This is a genomic window from Streptomyces sp. A 4/2 (genome assembly GCF_940670765.1).
Lineage (GTDB): Bacteria > Actinomycetota > Actinomycetes > Streptomycetales > Streptomycetaceae > Streptomyces.
Genome location: NZ_CALNVW010000060.1, coordinates 15403 through 33648, shown reverse-complemented (window position 1 = coordinate 33648; position 18246 = coordinate 15403). Strand labels below are relative to the sequence as shown.

At 68.2% G+C, this 18246-nt stretch carries 18 protein-coding genes, 1 tRNA gene and 1 riboswitch; of the genes, 6 read left to right on the top strand and 13 right to left on the bottom strand.

The genetic code is table 11. The annotated features are described in order from the left end of the window. Positions 1–79 precede the first annotated feature (79 nt). Genes NBY69_RS35125 through NBY69_RS35070 form a run of 12 tightly spaced genes read right to left on the bottom strand, consistent with a single transcriptional unit; the run spans position 80 to position 10488 of the window. On the bottom strand, positions 80–1345 hold the full coding sequence (locus NBY69_RS35125) for an MFS transporter (RefSeq protein ID WP_250306272.1): 1266 nt from the start codon (positions 1343–1345) through the stop codon (positions 80–82). Further along, the gene (locus NBY69_RS35120) at positions 1342–2499 is read right to left on the bottom strand and encodes an acetyl-CoA carboxylase biotin carboxylase subunit family protein (protein WP_250306271.1); all 1158 of its coding nucleotides are present in this window, start codon (positions 2497–2499) and stop codon (positions 1342–1344) included. Before NBY69_RS35120 ends, NBY69_RS35125 begins: the two co-directional genes overlap by 4 nt. Continuing rightward, entirely contained in the window at positions 2496–3176 is a 681-nt protein-coding gene (locus tag NBY69_RS35115) for a metallophosphoesterase (protein ID WP_284350193.1), read from the bottom strand. Before NBY69_RS35115 ends, NBY69_RS35120 begins: the two co-directional genes overlap by 4 nt. Positions 3177–3181: 5 nt before the next feature. Continuing rightward, the gene (locus NBY69_RS35110) at positions 3182–4384 is read right to left on the bottom strand and encodes an ATP-grasp domain-containing protein (RefSeq protein WP_250306267.1); all 1203 of its coding nucleotides are present in this window, start codon (positions 4382–4384) and stop codon (positions 3182–3184) included. Continuing rightward, positions 4381–4680 (bottom strand): glutaredoxin domain-containing protein, encoded by a 300-nt coding sequence (locus tag NBY69_RS35105; protein ID WP_250306265.1) that lies wholly within the window; start codon positions 4678–4680, stop codon positions 4381–4383. Before NBY69_RS35105 ends, NBY69_RS35110 begins: the two co-directional genes overlap by 4 nt. Next, positions 4680–5822 (bottom strand): alanine--glyoxylate aminotransferase family protein, encoded by a 1143-nt coding sequence (locus NBY69_RS35100; protein ID WP_250306263.1) that lies wholly within the window; start codon positions 5820–5822, stop codon positions 4680–4682. Before NBY69_RS35100 ends, NBY69_RS35105 begins: the two co-directional genes overlap by 1 nt. Continuing rightward, positions 5819–6283, bottom strand: a complete 465-nt coding sequence (locus tag NBY69_RS35095) for a YjbQ family protein (protein WP_250306261.1) — start codon at positions 6281–6283, stop codon at positions 5819–5821. Before NBY69_RS35095 ends, NBY69_RS35100 begins: the two co-directional genes overlap by 4 nt. Continuing rightward, a complete protein-coding gene (locus NBY69_RS35090) occupies positions 6280–7401 on the bottom strand; it encodes a hypothetical protein (protein ID WP_250306260.1) in 1122 nt (373 codons plus the stop codon). Before NBY69_RS35090 ends, NBY69_RS35095 begins: the two co-directional genes overlap by 4 nt. After that, entirely contained in the window at positions 7398–8327 is a 930-nt protein-coding gene (locus tag NBY69_RS35085; RefSeq protein ID WP_250306259.1) for an isocitrate lyase/phosphoenolpyruvate mutase family protein, read from the bottom strand. Before NBY69_RS35085 ends, NBY69_RS35090 begins: the two co-directional genes overlap by 4 nt. Continuing rightward, positions 8324–9388, bottom strand: coding sequence for a hypothetical protein (locus NBY69_RS35080; RefSeq protein ID WP_250306258.1), 1065 nt, complete (start codon positions 9386–9388; stop codon positions 8324–8326). Before NBY69_RS35080 ends, NBY69_RS35085 begins: the two co-directional genes overlap by 4 nt. Next, positions 9385–9957 carry a thiamine pyrophosphate-dependent enzyme gene (locus NBY69_RS35075; RefSeq protein WP_250306257.1) on the bottom strand — a complete coding sequence of 191 codons (573 nt, stop codon included), beginning with the start codon at positions 9955–9957 and terminating at the stop codon, positions 9385–9387. The genes NBY69_RS35080 and NBY69_RS35075 overlap by 4 nt, the downstream gene beginning before the upstream one ends. 3 nt (positions 9958–9960) lie before the next feature. Further along, entirely contained in the window at positions 9961–10488 is a 528-nt protein-coding gene (locus tag NBY69_RS35070; protein WP_250306256.1) for a thiamine pyrophosphate-binding protein, read from the bottom strand. Between the two features lie 1365 nt (positions 10489–11853). Here NBY69_RS35070 and NBY69_RS35065 point away from each other — a divergent pair. The 6 genes from NBY69_RS35065 to NBY69_RS35040 all read left to right on the top strand — a co-directional run bounded on the left by NBY69_RS35065 (position 11854) and on the right by NBY69_RS35040 (position 16453). Continuing rightward, positions 11854–12135 carry a hypothetical protein gene (locus NBY69_RS35065; protein ID WP_250306254.1) on the top strand — a complete coding sequence of 94 codons (282 nt, stop codon included), beginning with the start codon at positions 11854–11856 and terminating at the stop codon, positions 12133–12135. Between the two features lie 42 nt (positions 12136–12177). Beyond that, a complete protein-coding gene (locus NBY69_RS35060; RefSeq protein WP_250306253.1) occupies positions 12178–12489 on the top strand; it encodes a hypothetical protein in 312 nt (103 codons plus the stop codon). A gap of 45 nt (positions 12490–12534) precedes the next feature. Then, a tRNA-Met gene (locus tag NBY69_RS35055) sits at positions 12535–12608 on the top strand. 169 nt (positions 12609–12777) lie between these two features. Next, a complete protein-coding gene (locus NBY69_RS35050; protein ID WP_308409519.1) occupies positions 12778–13926 on the top strand; it encodes a PP2C family protein-serine/threonine phosphatase in 1149 nt (382 codons plus the stop codon). A 215-nt stretch (positions 13927–14141) separates the two neighbouring features. Next, a riboswitch (cyclic di-AMP (ydaO/yuaA leader) is annotated at positions 14142–14283 on the top strand. Positions 14284–14294: 11 nt separating this feature from the next. Beyond that, the gene (locus NBY69_RS35045) at positions 14295–15365 is read left to right on the top strand and encodes a M23 family metallopeptidase (protein WP_250306252.1); all 1071 of its coding nucleotides are present in this window, start codon (positions 14295–14297) and stop codon (positions 15363–15365) included. Positions 15366–15508: 143 nt separating this feature from the next. Beyond that, positions 15509–16453, top strand: coding sequence for an aldo/keto reductase (locus NBY69_RS35040; RefSeq protein WP_250306251.1), 945 nt, complete (start codon positions 15509–15511; stop codon positions 16451–16453). Between the two features lie 36 nt (positions 16454–16489). On the opposite strand, the gene NBY69_RS35035 is transcribed toward NBY69_RS35040, so the two are convergent. Then, on the bottom strand, positions 16490–18121 hold the full coding sequence (locus NBY69_RS35035; protein ID WP_374211373.1) for a PrsW family glutamic-type intramembrane protease: 1632 nt from the start codon (positions 18119–18121) through the stop codon (positions 16490–16492). Between the last annotated feature and the right edge of the window lie 125 nt (positions 18122–18246).

Sequence of the window (18246 nt, the reverse complement as noted above, 5' to 3'; positions counted from 1 at the left end):
GCCATCGGTTCGAAGGGGCGCACGCGACCGAGGGTTCAGTTCAGTACGCAACGTGGCACGAAGGAAGGGACCAGAAGGGCTATGGGCGAAGCTGGGAATCGATCCCGGGTCTCACGCTTGCGTGCCGTATGACCAGGGGAGTCATTGCTCCGGCAGCCGCGAATACGACGCCGAGTGCAATCCATCCTTCCTGTGGGTGAGTTCCCAGGCAGAGAACCGCGATCAGGGACGGGGCGACGGCGTTGGCGGCACCGCGCCCTAGAGAGAAGAAGCCCAGGTACTGCCCGTGCATGCCGTCCGGCGCAAGTGCAAAGCTTAGCCCGAACGTGCCTGCTGACAGCCACAGTTCACCCAGCGTGAGAGCAGCGGCGAACAGCAGCAGCACTACCGTCGCAGACCAGCCGCCCGTCCCAGCGGTACACGCCATCAGCGCGCACGCGGCGAACAAGGAGATCCCGGCATTGCGGCACATCCGGGCGGCTCGGCCGTTGTCTTCGGCACCGCGGCTGAACCGCATCTGCATGCAGATCACCATCACCGTATTGACGGCGACAATGCCCGACACCAGTATCGGCGGTGCCTCAGTGTGCTGGAGTACCCACAGCGGTACGGCGAATGACAGCACCTGCGCTTGGAGAGACAACACACCGCAGATCAGGGTGACGGCTGCGTACCGCCGATCACGCAGAACCTGCCAGCCGGAACCGGAGCGCGCGGCACTGCCGGCCGGCCGGGTCTTACGCGCTGGCAGCCACCACAGCGGCACTGCCGCACCCGGGTATGTCAGTGCAGTGCACCACAGCAGGGTCGTGTAGCCGACCTCTGTGTCGGCCTGAATGACCAGCGCCGAGGCTGCCGCTCCGATGGTGATGCCGACGTTGGTCACCACTCGCAGATAGGCCCGCAAACGCACCCGTTCGGCGCCCTCCCCGACCGTGGCTATCAGCGCGCCGCGAGCCGCGGTGCTGCCTTGCTCTGCGACAAGGAAGATCATGGTCAGTGCCACGAATGCCGCGAAGGTGCGGGCGAGGGCAAGCGCGGCCATCGTCGCGAACTGGATGCCGAGCAGCGCGGCGTAGGTCCGCCGAGGACCGAACTGGTCCGCCAGTCTGCCCAGTGGTACGGAACCGACAAGCGCCACGATGCCGGCAGCAGTGAGGCCGGTAGCGACCTGGTGCACGGGCAGTCCGACAACCCGGGTGAAGAAAAGGGTGCTGGTGGTCAAGTAGAGGCCACTGCCGACGGTTTTGACCAGCCAGGAAACGGCGAGCAGCCGGTTTTGGCCAGGTGCGGGCAGACAGGTACTGAACAGGGCATGCACCCGGCCCGGAGCAGACGTCGTCACGCCGCGGGTACCTCCGACTCGTGCAGCCGTGCGATGAACGCTTCTGCGGCTGCCTCGTTCGCGGCCCTGAAGTACGCCTGTATGTGTCCAGCACTTACGCCTTCCTCGGACGTCAGCACTTCCAGCACACCGGGGAGGGCCAACACCCGGTCCCGCAGGCCGGGCAGCGCGGGCAGGCGGATGCGGCCGATCGTCCCAGGGGACGGATCGTTGGTGGGCACAGAGGGCAATTCACCAGTCGAGACTCGAGCGAACTCTTCCCACAGGTCCACCCCGAAGGCGTGCCACCACATCCTGGAGAGACCCAAGCCGCCCGGCCGTACGGCCACCTCGCCGATGACCGGGCCTGCGTTGGTGCGGAACACCTCCATGTGCGTGACCCCCGCAGGCAACCCGAGTGCTGCGACCACCTGGTGGTGCAGGTACAGGACTTCACGCGAGAATGGGGCCGTCTGATCGGCTATGTAGCCGCTGCGCAGGCTCGCCGAGGTACGCAGCGGCGGGAGGAAATAGCGGGAGACGGCAGCGCGGACCACCTTGCCGTCGTGGACGACTCCGTCGCAGTGGTACTCGTGCGTGAACCGCACCAGCCGCTCCACCTGAACCGGGAGCTGCGTGTCTGCGAGGTCGGCGAAGTCGCCGGCCCGGTGCCGTTCGGCGAACTCCTCGGGAGAGTCGACGTGATAGGTGGCCTTCGAGGCGGCGCCGAACACCGGCTTGATCACGACGGGCCAGCCGATCTGTCCGGCCGCTTGAAGTACCCCGTCGACCGTGGTGGCCTGGACATGATCGGTCACCGGGAGACCGGAGGCACGCAGCTTGTCCTTCATCGCCCGCTTGTGGGAGCCCCACAGAGACTGGTCGAAGCCTGACCCAGGCACGCCGAGCAGAACACGGACCAGCCCGGCTGCCACCACGCTCTTCTCTGTGGCGGCGACGACATGATCGATAGGTCCGTGCGCGGCAAGTTCGTACGCTGCCCGTGCGACCTGAGTCAGGTCGGCGAAGCTGTCGACGTACGCCACCTCGTGGCCGCGGTATAGGCCGGCGTACACCTTCCGGGTGATGACGCGGACGGTTACGTCGGGGCGGCGGGCCAGGGCGTCGAGGACCTCGGGCTTGTCCGAGTTGAGCAAGATTATTTGCCGGGTCACTGATTCTCCGGGGGGTGCGATGCGTGGTGGTAAGTGACAGTGCCAGCGGCCTCATTGATGTCGGCCCAGACTGGGAAGGGGCCGCGTTCCAGGTCGCAGCGAGTGACGGATCCCACGTTGACGACATAGCGGCCGTCCGACGCGAGCGAGACTGGATCCCCGAACCGCATGGGTATGTGTTCTATCTGCACTGGCCCGGTGTTGACGGGCCACAGCCGGTACAGGGCGCTCCTGTGATGGTGGCCATGCACCAGTGCCCGCCTGGGGAAGTCCGCGTCGGCTGGGCACCACCGTCCTGGCTCCAGTTCCCGCCACGGCAGCGGATGGCCGTGGCAGTACAGAGCGAAATCGGTGAGGTGCTCCAAAGGCGCGTCGAGCAGAGGGCGGGTCCAGTCGGGCAGGTCAGGGTCGGGCACGACGGCGCGGATCCGCTCCTCCTGGTTACCTCGTACGAGCCGTACCCCGTCGAGGAGCACAGCGAGTTCGGGGTCCGCGCTGAAGACATCGGCGATTTTGCCGTTGTACGTGTACCCGGCCACCTCCCGTTTGCCGATCCGGCACTCGAAGACGTCGCCGAGGCAGATCACTTGGTCCACTCCCTGCTTGCGGATCTCCGCAAGGACGGTCCGCAAGTGTGAGGTGTCCCCGTGTATGTCGGTCACGACGGCATACCGCATTGCTGTCACTCACCCGTTTCGATCAGCACCCGGTCCGCGAGCTCCTCGCTGACGCGGGCGGCGTCGGCAGCGTCAGTGCCGTCGGCGATGACGTAACCGGCGCGGTCGCGCGAGCTGCGCACCGGGTGGACCTGGTCACCGACTGAGACATCCAGCCGGATCTTTGCCGTGGTGCCGTCGACGTCGGGCAGGGCGATGTGTCGGACTGTGCCGGGCGACGGGGTGAGGAAGCGGATTGCAGCTCCCCGGCGGGCGGTCGGCGACTCGGTGGGCGGATCCAGCAGGCCGAGTGGGCAGCCTGCAGTGAGAGCCACTACGTCCAATCCGCATGTCCGGAACAGCAGTTCACGGATCTTGTCGCCTCCGATGCGGTTGTGCGACTCCAGGATCCGTGGGCCCTTCTTGGTGACCTTGACTTCGGTGTGGGCGGGGCCCTCGGTCAGGCCCACGGTGTCGAGGAAGGCCCGCACGAGCACGGCGACCTCGTTCACTACGTGCGCGGGCAGGGTGCTCGGCTGGGTGTGCCCGGTCTCCACGAACGCGGTGCCCACCAGTTTGTCGGTCACCATCAGCACGGTGTGCTTCCCCCCGTAGGAGAAACTCTCCACGCTGATCTCAGGCCCGTCGAGATACTCCTCGGCGATCGGCCGGTTGCCGCCCGCTGACTCGAAAGCTCGCCAGACTTCCTCGGCCGCCTCGGGTCCGGACACCCGGAAGACGGCCTGGCTGGCGGAGCCGGCAGCGGGTTTGAGGATGACCGGTCCGCCGGTCGCACGGCAGAATGCGGCGAGCTCGGCTGCGGCACGCGGGGCGTCGGTGTGTACGGGGCTGATGCCGCGGGCATTGAGGAGCTCCCGCATGCGTTGCTTGTCTCGCAGGAGGCTTACGGCGTGAAGCGAGTTTCCGGGCAGGCCGAGTCTCTCGGCAACTGCGGCGGTGGGCAGCAGACCGCGCTCGGTGAGCGACAGAACCCGCGTGAAGGGGCGTTCGGCATGCAGTGGGGCTAGGGCCGCGTGCAGTGCGTCGGTGTCCGTCAGGTCCACGGCGAGGGACACTCCGGCCTCCGCGGCCGTCGGCGGCGCGGGGTGCGTCTCGTCGTATGCGAAGACGGTGTCGATACCCAACGCGCTTGCCGTGCGCACCAGTTGGGGGGTGCCCGCGAGCACCGCGATACGCGGTGTCGCGGGCGCCTGCTGCCCGAAGGTCATGCCACGTGCTCCGGTTGCGCATCTACGGCGTTCTCCGGAGCCACCGCGTCAGGGTCGCCGAAGCGCTTCATGAGGTAGTCGATGATGTCGGCGTTCTCCCGAAGCTTGCCCGGGATGACGGTGGCACCGTCCACCAGGGCCGGGATGAACTTGCTGCCCGTGGTGCGGATCAGTTCGTGCCGTTCCTCACGAGGTTTGGGCACATTGATGTTGATGTAGGAAACCTGGAGTTTGGTGAGCAGTTCGCGTACCGGCTTACAGTCCGGGCAGGTCTCTCGCTGGAACAGGACGAGCATCAGCGGCCTTCCTCGTGGAACGTACGGATGATCTCTCCTACGCCGGAGCCCGGCGTGAATGTGTGGCCCAGGTCCAGCAGGGCCATTTCCAGGGCACCGAAGATTCCGCTCAGGTCGAGGGCGTCGGCCGCGCCCACGTGCCCGACCCGGATGAGCTTCCCCTTGAGGTGTGCCTGGCCGCCGGTCATCGTGAGACCGTACGAAGAGGAAAGCGTCTTCAGCAGTTGACCGGTATCGATGCCCTCGGGTGCGAGGGCCGAGGTGATGACGTGGCTGCGCCGGTGCGGGGCCTGCACAAACGTGCTGAACCCGAGTTGCAGCAGTCCGCGCTCGGCTGCCAAGCCCAAGACGGCATGGCGCCTACGGAAAGCGTCCATGCCCTCCTCGTCCAGCATCTTCAGGGACTCATGCAGGGCGAGCAGCAGGGACACCGCCGGGGACGAGGACGACATCGGGTAGAAGTGGCGCAGACGCTTGAACGACCAGTAGTAGTTCGGACCGCTGGACCGCTCGACCGCCGTCCACGCCTTGTCGGACAGGGCGACGAAGGCAAGCCCCGGCGGCAGCATGAAGCCCTTGTGCGAGGCGGCGAGGACCACGTCCAGGCCCCACGCGTCCATCTCCAGCGGGTGAACCAGCAGGCCGCTGATGGCGTCGACGACCACGACCACGTCGGTGTCGCGAAAGATCCGTCCGATCGATTCGACGTCGTTGAGCGCACCGGTGGAGGTCTCGCTGTAGACGACGAACGCGCCTCGGATATCGGGGTGTTCGCGGTAGGCGGCCACCACCCGCTCAGGGTCGGCGCTGGTGCCCCAGTCGCTCTCGACGACGCGCACGACGAGACCGTAGGACGTGCAGATCGCCTGGAAACGCTCGCCGAAGTAGCCGTTGGAGACGACCAGTACCTCGTCGCCGGGCGAGAAGCAGTTGGCGACCGCGGCCTCCATCGCGCCGGTTCCGGAGGAGGCGATGGTGTAGACGGGGGCACTGGTGCCGAACAGCGGGGGCAGGCCGCCGCTGATCTCGTGGATCAGCTGCTCCATCTCGGTGGAGCGGTGGTGGATGATCTCGCGGGCCCCCGCCAGCAGCAGTCGCTGCGGTACTTCGGTGGGTCCGGGTGTGGCAAGCCGCAGCTTCACCGGCTGTTCTCCTTAGCTCGGTTGTCCGGGAGGGGGGTTGCCGTTGCCCGCGGGGCGTCGATGAAGACACGGCGGGTAGCGGGCTTGAGGTCGAAATCGAAGAGCACCACGCGGTGGCTCGGCGACATGGCGAGGAGGTCGTCCCGGAAGGGGACGAGCAGACTGGTGCCAAGCAGGGACGACTTCAAGTGGGAAAAGCCGTTGGGGTCGGCGGTGGTCAGCTCGTGCAAATAGCGACCGCCGTCGGCTGGAGACTCCGGCGCGATCCGCTCCAGAGTGCGCAGCAGGTCCTGCACTGCGCCCGGCTCATAGCGCATCACGGTGAGCCCGATGGAGCTGCCGTGTGCGAACACCCCGGCGAGGCCCTCGCCCGCGCCGTGCTCCTGAAGAGCGGCGGCGATCTGGTCGGTGAGGTCGTAGTGGGAGTTGAGGCCGGTGCTCTCCACCGTCAGTTCGATCACCGGGATATCCCTGCGGACCCGCCGATCGCCGCCGGAACGTTCTCGGCGGTCAGATCGCCCGGCCCGGTCAGTGTCCAGGCGGGCACACCGGCCAAGACGTCGGTGATGCGCATGCGTTGCTCGGCGAAAGCGGCGCGGTTGTCATCAAGGTAGTGGTGCCAGCCGGCGTTGGCACCGTCGAACGCCGACTCCACGTTGGCGCGCAGCATTTCGGCGTGTTCCTGGCGGTCGCCGCTCAGCGGCTCCACCGTGGTGTGATCGCCGGGGCCGATTGCCGGGTGCAGGATCGCAGCGACCGGCACCCGCACGCCGGACGGGGCGCTGGGGAAGCGGTCTCGGAACGGCAGCGGGTCCACCGCGAACTTCCCCACCGGCGAGAACGCGTGACCTTCGGCGGGCACGTAGTCGTCCCCGAGGCCGGCGATCTCCTTCAGGCCCGGGTACTTGACGACGGTGCCGTAGCCCAGGTGCGGGTAGTCGGGCCAGCCGGCCGCGACGACCGAGCCGTCGGCCAGCTCGTGCAGCACTGTCTTGTCACCGCTGAGCACCTGGTAACCGAAGTGCTCGACCAGCTCCAGCAGTACTGTGCTCTTGCCAGCTCCCTTTGCGCCGGTTACCAGCACGACCGCACCGTCCCGATAGGCGGCGGTGGCGTGCAGCACTGCGGCACCTGCGTTCTCCTGGTGCTTCAACACCAGGTCGCGCACCAGCTCGACGAGGTCCATGTGCCCGTCGGCCCCGAGCGTTACGTCGATCACGCGGGACGCGCGGTCGAAGACGAATCGACTGCCGGTCTTGGTGCACTCCAGGTACTCGCGGCTGTCCACGGCCGCCCGCCGGGCAGGCACGGTGAAGAACTCGCTGGCGCTCTTGCGGAGATAGATGTCCTCTTGTGCGGTCCCGGCCGGGGGCGCGAGCCGCTCCGAGTCCGGTGCGTGCACGCGCAAGGTCGCGACCGGCTTGCGGCCGGATTCGTCGGGCTTTGCTTCCTCTGCGGTCAGATGCCCGGCAAGGAAGGCCAGCGCGTCCTCGACACCCGGGGCTGCTCCGGGCTCCACCTCCAGGTTGAGCAAGGTGCCGTGGAAGTCCAGCCGCAGGTCGGTGGAGTGGGTGATCACTTTGCGGCCTCCGCGAGTTCGCGCCCCACGGACTCGTAGCGCTCCTGCTGCTCCAGCATCTGAGGCATGCGCTGCAAGTCGAAGATTTCCTTGAGCGGGGCGATGTCGGGCTCCACGTTGCGGGTGGTGCCGTCCCGCATGATCTGCGTGAGGGTTTCCCGCATAGCCCGGATCGAGCTGCGCAGCGCCTGGTTGGCGTAGATCGCCATCGCGAAGCCGCGCTGCTCCAGCTCCTCGACAGTGACCTGGTTGTAGGTCGTCGGTACGACGATCACGGGGAGGTGGCCGCGGTATGCCTCGCGGAAGGCGAAGACCTCCTCCGGGTCCTTGCGCTTGGAGTGGATGAGAAGCGCGTCCGCCCCAGCCCGCTCATAGACGTCGGCACGGCGCAGGGCCTCGGCCATTCCCTGCCCGGAGATCAGCGCTTCCAGCCGGGCGACAACGACCATGTCGGTGCGAGTTTCCGTGGCAGCCCGGATCTTGCCCGCGAAGTCGTCCAGCGGGGCGAGGTCCTGGTTACCTTCGATGAAGCTGTTGAGTTTCGGGAACTGCTTGTCCTCAATGCACACGCCGGCCATGCCGCGCGACTCGTAGGCGCGCACCATGTGGATGACGTTGTTGACATTTCCGAACCCGGAGTCGCAGTCCGCGAGGACGGGGATGTCCACAGCAGACGCGAGACCAGCTGCCGAGTCGAGGCACTCGCCCATGGCGAGGATGTTGGCGTCAGGCACGCCGGCCGTGGCGGAAATCTCCAGTCCACTCGACCAGACGACGTCGAATCCGGCCTCCTCTGCGAGCCGTGCGCTGAGCGGGCTGTGCGAACCCATGGCACGGGTCAGCCGTGGGGTGGCGAGTGCAGCGCGCAGCCGCTGTGCCGCACTCGGCGTCCGCTCGTTCTGTTGGGGTGATCGGCTCTCGGTCATGCGTCTCCTCCGTTGTTCTGTCGGACCAGTTCCCGGCACACGTCTTCGACCGTCTCGTCGCGGACATTTCGCGGCTGTGCTGTGCCGATCCGCCGTCCGACCTCCCACGGGTCGAGCCCGTGGCGGGCGCTGATCTTCTCGATGCGGTCTTGGAAGTAGAAGTGGTGGTCGTTGATCCCAGCTGCGATCTCGGCCCGGCGCACCGTCATGGGACGCGGCAGCACCTGCTCAGCCACGTACTCGGCGGCCTCGCATACCAGGGGCAGATCGGCGTGGGTGTCGTATTTGGGCCAGGCGTTGAGGAAGGCTGCAGCCTGTTCAGTGGCAAGGTTTCCGGCGCCCCTGGCCATGGCGCACAGCGACGCGTCCAGCCAGCTCACGCCCGAGTCGAGGCCAGCGACCGCGTTCGCCGCAGCCAGCCCCAGGTTGTTGTGGGCGTGTATGCCCAGTGGTGTCGCCAGCCGCTCGGTCAGCAAACCGATGCGCCAGCGGACGTCGTCGGGGGTGAGCGCGCCAAAGGAATCGGCGATGTAGAAGACGTCCGGCTCCTCCGACGCCACGACCTCCGCGACCTCGGCCAGTTGCTCTTTGGTGGTGTAGCTGACGGCCATCAGGTTGACGCCGACCTTGAGGCCGAGCGCCCGCACGGCGCGGACGTACTCCGGAACTCCGCCAATGTTCCACGGGTAGGCGGCGATACGCACCATGGACACCGGGCTGTCGGGCAGGTCGTCCATGGCCCGAACTGGGCACACGGTGGGGACGACCATGACAGCCAACTCGGCGTGCGAGACGGCGGGTAGCGCCGCAAGGTACTCGGGCGTGCAATGCGCTGACGGCCCCGCGGTCGCGCTGGCCTTACTTCCGGAGCCGCCGCGGTAGCCGACCTCGATGATGTCGATGCGTGCGGCGTCCAGGGTACTGACGATCATGTGGGCGTCCCTGGCGGTGAACTGCCAGTCGTTCTGGTTCCCGCCGTCGCGCAGGGTGCAGTCGAGCAGGGTCGGCTTGACGCCGTTCGTGCCAGTTACGTTCACCGGGCTTGGTTGATGCGCGCTCACGCGGCCCCTTCCAGATGTGTAGCCGGCGCAGCCAGCTGGGCGCGGAAACGTTTCACCAATTCCTGTGGTGTCTGCTCCACACGCTTGCCGGCGGGGTGACTGCGCGGGTTGCAGCGGATTCGCAGCAGCGTGGGTGCGCCCGTCAGGTCGAGGGCAGCCAACTGGTCGAGGCTGTCCACGGTATGGGCGGCGCCGTAACCAGCCGCGAGGGCCATGGCCGCCGGATCGCCGAGGGCGACAGTGCGCTGGCCGCCGGTGCTCTCGTGCGCACCGTTGTCGAGGACTACATGAAGCAGGTTCGGCCGGTGCTCGGCGATCATCGGCAGGCAGCCGGGGTTCATGGCGAATGAACCGTCGCCGTCCAGCACCAGCACGCGGCGCTCTGGGTGGGCAAGCGCGATGCCGAGACCAATCGGCGCGGCCATGCCCATGGAGCCGACGAGATAGAAGTGGTTGGGGCGATCGCTGATGTTGTACACGTCGCGCGTGATGAAGCCGCAAGTGCTCACCGTCAGTGCGGTGGACTCGCGCTCCAGCAGCGCGCTTAGGGCGTCACGGATATCCAGCAACGCTCAGATCCCTTCCCGGACGATCAGTACGGCGGTACTCCGACCGGAGTCGTACTGCTTAAGGAATGCCTCTACCGAGTCCTCAGGGTTCTCGTTGTCCAGCACGGTCCAGGGAAGCCCGAACACGTCGAGTAGCCGGGTGAGTTCGCGTCCGATGACATCGTGCTCCACAGCGTCCTTGCCCTCGTAGCCGCGCCAGCTGACCACGATCGGCAGGTGGACGTCGTAGATGAGGTTGAAGGAAGTGAGGACGTTGAGTGAGTAGCCGAGGCCGGAGTTCTGCATGAGGACTACGGGGTGGGCACCCGACAGCGCGAGTCCAGAGGCCACCCCTAGGGCGCTGTCCTCACGGGGCGCTGGAATGTAAGTGATGGGAGCGTCGGGGCGTTCCAGGATCCGGAAGAACCCCTTTAGGAGGGAGCACGGCACCCCTGTGAAGTGTCCGTGGCCCGCTCTCACGAGGGCGTTGAAGACCGACTCCGCCGTTGTCTCTCCCGGCCTCTTGAGGATCGAGGTCTCACTGTCGTGCATATGGTTCCAGAAGGTCTCTGCCGCAGAAGTGCATGAATAGGGCATGGCCCTGTATCAAGCACGGGCGGGGTCGGCGTCGGATGCTGGTGGCCCGCAGGCACTGATCCATCGCCCCACCAGGCTTTGGTGGCTGCCAAGTTGACGGTGGGGAAACAGGCGACGATCTTGCTGGGGTAGTGCTGACACGTGCAATGGCTAGTTCGGATAGTGAGACCGCAGTCTGGTAGCCGAGACGGCGGGAGCTGCTTGTGCCTGCGAGGCGCATGGCAACGGGGAGTTGGCCACCAGGGGGTCGGGACGCCTCGGGAGGGCGTAACCGTTCTTGAACAGTTCTTGAAGGTCGATTGACCGTCTGTTGGAGATGTCGCTCCAGCGTGGATACCCGCACCGACTGTCCTGGAGCTGGTCGTGTTCCTGTCGTGGTGTAGTCGATCAAGGTCCGCTGCCTTCGCTTCGGGGCCGCCCGGTACGTGTGGCTGCGGGCAACCGAGCGATCGCCGCTGACCTTGGCTCAGCGAGCCTCAACCGGGCCTTCATTGAGGGCGATTGGGGGCCCTACCTGGGGATTCCGCCAGCTTGACCGGCTGCACCACTCGGCGGGACGCCATCTTGGAGCTCGCAGGCATTTCCCTTGCTCACTGAGCTCTTTCAGGGCGGCCACCGATCAGGTGACACGGCCTGATCGCCGCCGACGGCGAGGACGACGATCCCGCTGGTCGGGTGACCGTCAACGGCAGGTGCACCTTCACCCTCCCGGGCCCCAGCTGAAAGAGCTCACTGCCTCATATGCGTGAGCGATGCGTGAGCGGACGTGCCAACACGAGTCGTGCTGAGCCGGATTGGCCAACTGGCCGCTCCTCGCTGATCAGGCAATACGGGACAGGCGAGGAGCGGCCGGGGGTGTCTGGCATGATCTTGGCGGGACTTTTAATCCATTGGTTGTGGGTTCGAGTCCCACACGGTCTACCGGCTGCATCACCTTCGGAACCCTCGTTGACCAGCGTCAACGGGGGTTCCGTCGTTTCCGGGACCTGCTCGGCGGTGCAATCCGTGTACGTACACAGCCGTGCCGACCGAACCTGAAGGCGGCTTCAGGCTGCTTCAGGCCGGCTTCAGGATGGCTCCGGCACGGTGGAACCCATCGGCACCCGCCGGGCCGGAAGGTTCACGGGACTTGGGCCGTTCAAGTGGCCCTCTTGACCTCCCGTTTACGCTGAGCCCAATCGTGGTCACAGCCTGGAGCCGGTCGGTTGCCGTCGATGACGGGCGGCCGGGTGCAGGACGAAGGCCTCATGAGTCCGGGGCTTTCGGGACGGGCTCGGAGCCCCGGTGCCGCCGGAATCCAACTGATCGCCAGGAGAAGTCATGAGCATCGCAACGTGTACCCAGACGGAGAACAGCGAACTGTCGGAGAGCGCAGGGCAGTTCGAGCTGCACGCCGTGTCGATCGCCCCCGAGGTGATAGCGAATCTCGCCGAGGTGAGGGTGCCGACCCCGCGGTCCGTCCTCCTCGGCTGGGTGGAGGTGCCTCCCGGCGACCCCCGTGGGGCGACCGGTCACGCCCTCTATCTCACTCCGGCCGGCTATGCCTACCGGGTCACGACCTACCTCGGTGGCCGTCGCGCCAACGGTGCGAACGCCGGCTGAGACCGGCCACACGGGGGACGGGTCTCGGATGCCGATCATCCGGTGCGGTACGCGCGCCGGGGCCAACTCCCGGGCCGGCCGCAGCCGGACGGTCTCCAGGTCCTCGCAGTCGCCGTCGGGGCGCTCGGCGATGTGCACCCGGTACAGCTACAGCTCGGCGCGCTGCTCGTCGTCGACCGCGACACCGATCCGGTCGAGGAGGTGGCGCAGCACGGCACGGCCGGAAGGGCGGCCGATCAGGGTGGACCGCTCGCGGCGGAAGCGCGCGGGCAGCGCCGTCGCCCTCCTCGCCCCGGACGACGCGGCCCGGATCCCTGGCGATGTCCCGTCCCGGTGGGGAAGCGGCGCCGGTAAATGGTTCGAGGCGCCCCGCGCATGCCGTAGAGTTGTATCTACCGACGCGGGGTGGAGCAGCTCGGTAGCTCGCTGGGCTCATAACCCAGAGGTCGCAGGTTCAAATCCTGTCCCCGCTACTTGTGAACGAAGGCCCGGCACATCATGTGCCGGGCCTTCGGGCGTTTCCGCCCCCGTGCTGCGCTCCCCCACTTGGCCGTGGCCGAATCGCCGACCGGCACGGCTGCGGCCAGCCTGGGAGGAGCGCGGTACCGTCCGCCGCGGTACGGACCGGGCAGGAGACCACTGGTGGGGCAGCGAGAAAGCAGGGGCAGAGCGCGCCGGTTCCTCCGGGTGCTGCCCGCCGTGCTGATCGTCGGCGGGGTGCTCTTCGATGTGCTGACCCCGCCGACCTTCACCGCCGCCCCGTTCTTCGCCGCCGCTCCGGTGATGGCCGCCCCGTTCTTCTCGTTCCGGGGCACGCTGGTGACCGGGGTGATCGCGGTCGCGGGCATCGCGGGGCTGCGCGCGACCAACGGCACCGAGACCACCGGAACATCCATCACCGAGCAGGTCACCGTCGTCACGGTGGCTGCCATCGCCCTCCTCATCAACCGGGTCATCCAGCGCAGCGGCGAGCAGCTGGCGTCGGCGCGGGTCGTCGCCGAGACCGCCCAGCGGGCTGTGCTGCCGGTGCCCTCCGAGCGGATCGGCGGGCTGCACATCGCGGCCCGGTACGAGGCGGCGCAGGCCGGGACCTTCATCGGCGGGGACCTCTTCGCCGTACAGGACACGCCGTACGGGGTCCGGCTGGTGGTGGGTGACGTCCGGGGCAAGGGACTGGGTGCGGTCGAGGCCGTGGCCGTGGTGATCGGCGCGTTCCGGGAGGCCGCCGAGCAGGAGGCCACGATCGAGGGGGTCGCCCAGCGCCTGGAGCGCGCGCTGACCCGCGAAGGGGTGCGCCGGGAGGGGCTCGACGCCTTCGAAGGGTTCACCACGGCGGCGCTCGCCGAGATCCCGCGTGGCCGGCAGGACCTGATCCGGCTGCTGAACCGGGGCCACCCCGAGCCGCTGCTGCTGTACGTGGACGGCAGCCTCGACGTACTCGCGCCGGGCGACCCCGCGCTGCCGCTGGGACTGTCGGATCTGGCGGCCTGGCCGGACCGGGCGGACGAGTCGCCGTTCCCGCCGGGGGCCACGCTGCTGATGTACACCGACGGGCTCTCCGAGGCGCGGAACACCGAGGGGGTCTTCTACAACCCGCAGGAGCGGCTGCGCGGCCGGGTCTTCCCCGGGCCCGAGGAGCTGCTGACGGCGCTGTCCGACGACGTACGGCTGCACACGGGCGGGCACTCCACGGACGACATGGCGCTGCTCGCGGTGGAGCGTCCGATGGAGGGGCAGCCGGACCGGCGGCGGATGATGGGGATCGTGCGAGCTGCCGGACACAATCCGTAGTCGGCGTACTCCACTCCGCATAACATTTGACGCACGGTCAGAATTTCGATGTTTCCTGAGGGGGGATCAAGTCACCCCGATCTGCCCGGCTCTGTCCCGGTTAACGGAGGCCAAAGCCGTTAACGATCAGTGGGAACAGCTTGGAATCCGGTACCCGCGTCTATTAACGTTCGATAACGCAGCGCGGTCGTCCCAGTCGTCGCAAGAGGCGGCACCGTGCGCACGCGCCGAATCCCGCAAGGGAACCGGGGAACCACCAATTGGGGTGAATCGGGCCGCTTCGTGAGGGGCTGCCCGTAGGAGACCTTCCTGCTCCGAACCCGTCAGCTAACCCGGTAGGCGGTAAGGAAGGAAAGGAGTGCGCCTCCGTGGCGTCCAACAACCCTGCCCCCGAAACGCTGTACTTCCCGAATGACGATGCTCTCGGGTTCGGTGGTGACGACGGCGGGACCTTCGACGAATGGAACCCCACCGAGGATTCCGTCCGGCCGGTCCGCGGCAAGCACCGGGTGGCGAAGCAGCGCAACGGTCTCGCCCGCAGCTCGACGGTTCTCGGTGTCGGCGTGATCGCGGCGGTCGGCGCGGGCGGCATGGCCAGCGCGCAGAGCAAGCCGCCGGTCTCGATATCCCTCCCCGACCTCCCGCAGTCCGTCAAGGACAAGCTCCCGGAGGCCGAGTCGCTGCCCGGCGTGGGTGCGCTGATCTCCGACCTCGGCGGCCACTCGTCGGACAACGGCGGCGACTCGTCGGACAACGGCGGTACGGCCACCGTCACCCACGCGTCGCTCGTCACCGGCAAGGGCGGCGCCGACGCCGGTGAAGCGCTCCGCGCCCGCATCCTCCAGCAGGCCGAACAGCAGCAGGGCGCGGCCGAGGACGAGGCCAAGGCGGCAGCCGAGAAGGCAGCCGCGGAGAAGGCTGCGGCCGAGGCCGCGAAGAAGCAGGAAGAGGCGGACGCCAAGGAGAAGGCCGCCAAGAAGAAGGCCGAGGCGGAGGCCAAGGCCAAGGCCGAGAAGGAACGGCTCGCGAAGCTGGCCGCCAGTTACTCGCTCCCCGTCTCCTCGTACACCCTCACCTCGCGCTTCGGTGACGGCGGCTCGATGTGGTCCTCCGGTCACCACACCGGCCTCGACTTCGCGGCCCCCACCGGCACCCCGATCAAGGCTGTCCACAGCGGCACGGTCAAGTCGGCGGGCTGGGCCGGGTCGTACGGCTACCGCACGGTCATCACGCTCGACGACGGTACCGAGCTGTGGTTCTGCCACCAGTCCTCGATGTCCGTCAGTGCCGGCCAGAAGGTCAGCACCGGCGAGGTCATCGGCCGCGTCGGCGCCACCGGCAATGTCACCGGCCCGCATGTGCACCTCGAGGTCCGCCCCGGCGGCGGCGACCCGATCGACCCGATGACCTGGCTCGCGAGCAAGGGCCTGCACGCCTGACGGCACCCGCGACCCCGGCAGCCCTGGCGATACACCCCCCCGACGCCAGGGCTGCCGGCTTCGGTGTGCGGGACCCGGGTGCTGTGCACGGGCAGCGCCGTCCCGGCGGAATAGTGCGGCCCCGGCGGGCGGTTGATCAACGTATGACTTCTCTACGTGAACTCGGCTCGTCCGGCATCCAGGTGTTCCCGCTCGCCCTCGGCGGCAATGTCTTCGGCTGGAGCGCCGACGAGGCGCAGTCCTTCGACGTGCTCGACGCCTATGCGGCGGCGGGCGGCAACTTCGTCGACACCGCGGACGCCTACTCCGCGTGGGTGCCGGGCAACGAGGGCGGCGAGTCCGAGACCATCATCGGCAACTGGCTGGCCGCGCGCGGGAACCGCTCCGAGGTCGTCGTCGCCACCAAGGTCGGTGCGCACCCGCAGTACAAGGGGCTCGCCCCCGCGAACATCAAGGCTGCGGCCGAGGAGTCGCTGCGCCGTCTGCGCACCGACCACATCGACCTCTACTACACCCACTTCGACGACCCGGCTGTCCCGGTCGAGGAGATCATCACCGCCCTCGACCAGCTGGTGAAGGACGGCAAGGTGCGCGCCATCGCCGCCTCCAACATCACGCCCGAGCGTCTCGAAGCCTCGCTGGCCTTCTCGGAGGCGGAGGGCCTGGCCCGGTACGTCGCCCTCCAGCCGCACTACAACCTGGTCTCCCGCGACACCTACGAGGGCGGGCTCCAGGACACCGCCGCCCGCCACGGCCTGGCCGCCGTGCCGTACTTCGCGCTGGCGTCCGGCTTCCTCACCGGCAAGTACCGGCCCGGTACGGAGGTCGACAGCGTGCGGGTGGAGAAGGCGGGCCAGCACCTCGGGACCGAGCGGGGGATCAAGGTCCTGGCCGCGCTGGACAAGGTCGCGGCGGCGCACGAGGCCGAGCTCGCGACCGTCGCGCTGGCCTGGCTGGCCGCGCGGCCGACCGTCGCCGCGCCGATCGCGTCGGCCCGTACGGTCGAGCAGCTGCCCGCGCTGACCGCGGTGGCCGAACTGGAGCTCACCGAGGCCGAGTTGGCGGAGCTGACGGCGGCCTCCGCCTGACTCCGGTAGTCGGCTGAGCCCGTCGGCTGCAGCCGGTCAGCGCTGGTACGGGTGGTGGCTGCCGTAGTACGGATACGGCGGCGCCACCCGTACCCGGCCCGTCGCCCGCGCCGCGTACAGCAGCGCGGGCCCGGCTATCTCCTTGCGCTGCCAGAGGTGGTGCAGCAGCTCCTGCTCGCGTGCCTCGAAGTCCGGGCCCACCGCCCCGCGCCGGGCCCGGTGCCGCAGAAAGGCCAGGGTGGTCGCGAACGCCTCGTACTCGGACACGGCCCGGGACGCGGCCTTGGCCCGCGCCTTCGCAACGGCGGACGGCTGCGGTCGTACGTACGGGTAGTAGGGGCTCGGGGGCGATGGAGGGTTCGCGGGGTCCGCGTACGGCACCAGGCTCGGGTGGGGCGCCGGGTTCGCGTACGGCACGGGGTCCGCGTAGGGCGCCGGGCTCGGAGTGGCGTACGGGGTCGGCTGCGCGTACGGGGCCGGTTGAACGTACGAAGACGGCTGGGCGTACGGGTTCGGCTGGCCGTAGGGACTTGCTTGGCCGTACGGATTCGGCTGGGCGTTGAGGTGCTGGCCCCGGGGGTCGGTACCCGCCGCGCCCGTTCGTGCCGCGAAGCCGCGCGCCATCGCGCGCGCCCGCATCGACGAGAGCGCGAGGGGTTCCTCCGGCGCCAGCCAGCCCGCCGCGGCGTACGCGGGCAGCTCCGTCGATATCGTGCGCAGCTCCCGCTGCCGGGTCCAGATCGCCAGCCAGGTGACCACCCCGAAGACCGGCACCATGAACACGCCGTAGACCAGGTAGAAGCCGTAGGTGCCGAAGACCGACGAGCTGTTCCACAGGGCGTGCATTCCCATGGCGCAGACCAGGCCGAGCAGCGGCGGTGCGTATCTGCGCAGCCGTCTGCGCCCGGTGGCGAGCGCCGAGAGCCCGAAGCCGATGCCGGTCAGTACCGTGAACAGCGGGTGTGCGAAGGGCGCCACGACGACCCGGACGAAGAACGTCGCCGCGGTCACCGAGGGCACACCGGAGAAGCCCATGGACTTGTCCTCGCCGAAGGCGCTGCCCAGATAGAGGATGTTCTCGGTGAAGGCGAAGCCGGTCGCGGTGAAGCCCGCGAAGACCACACCGTCGACGAGTCCGGTGAAGTGCCGTCTTCGGAAGAGGAAGATCAGCAGAACCGCCGCTGCCTTCGCGCTCTCCTCGACGACCGGCGCCACCACGGTCGCTCCGAGGGTGTCCGCGCTGCTGGGGTCGGCGGTGGCGGTCGCGATCCAGTGGGTCGCGAAGGAGTTCGCGATGATCGCGACGAGCGCGGCGGCGCACGCCCCCCAGGCGAACGCGAAGAGCAGATTGCTCCAGGGGCCCGGATCGACCCGGTCCAGCCAGCGGAAGGCGGCCATCAGCAGCGGCACCGGCAGCACGGCCAGGCCGAGGCCGACCAGAAAGCCTTCGGTGCCGGTCTGTTCGCGTACCAGCGAGAGGATCAACAGGCCGCAGAGGGCGAGGAGCACGATCACCGCGGAGGCACGCAGCGCCTTGCTGCGCCAGAAGTCCTTGCGCGGCTTGTAACGCCAGTGCGCACGCGGCGGCACGGCATCGAAGCGCGGCTGCTCCTCGTAGGCCGGAACCACCGGATGGATCGCCCCGGGCGGCGAGCTCGACTCGTACACCCCATTGACCCTAACGAGCGGCACTGACAACTGCGATGCCGCAGGGGATATCCGTTCTGCCTCACCCGCACCGGTGTTCATCCGCACCGGTTCATCCGCGACGGTTCACCGCACCTGCTCGTCCG

Coding starts and splice junctions, on each gene's coding strand:
- NBY69_RS35115 (WP_284350193.1), bottom strand. CDS start 3,176: ATGCGGTATGCCGTCGTGACCGACATACACGGGGACACCTCACACTTG.
- NBY69_RS35110 (WP_250306267.1), bottom strand. CDS start 4,384: ATGACCTTCGGGCAGCAGGCGCCCGCGACACCGCGTATCGCGGTGCTC.
- NBY69_RS35105 (WP_250306265.1), bottom strand. CDS start 4,680: ATGCTCGTCCTGTTCCAGCGAGAGACCTGCCCGGACTGTAAGCCGGTA.
- NBY69_RS35085 (WP_250306259.1), bottom strand. CDS start 8,327: ATGACCGAGAGCCGATCACCCCAACAGAACGAGCGGACGCCGAGTGCG.
- NBY69_RS35070 (WP_250306256.1), bottom strand. CDS start 10,488: ATGCACGACAGTGAGACCTCGATCCTCAAGAGGCCGGGAGAGACAACG.
- NBY69_RS35065 (WP_250306254.1), top strand. CDS start 11,854: ATGAGCATCGCAACGTGTACCCAGACGGAGAACAGCGAACTGTCGGAG.
- NBY69_RS35040 (WP_250306251.1), top strand. CDS start 15,509: ATGACTTCTCTACGTGAACTCGGCTCGTCCGGCATCCAGGTGTTCCCG.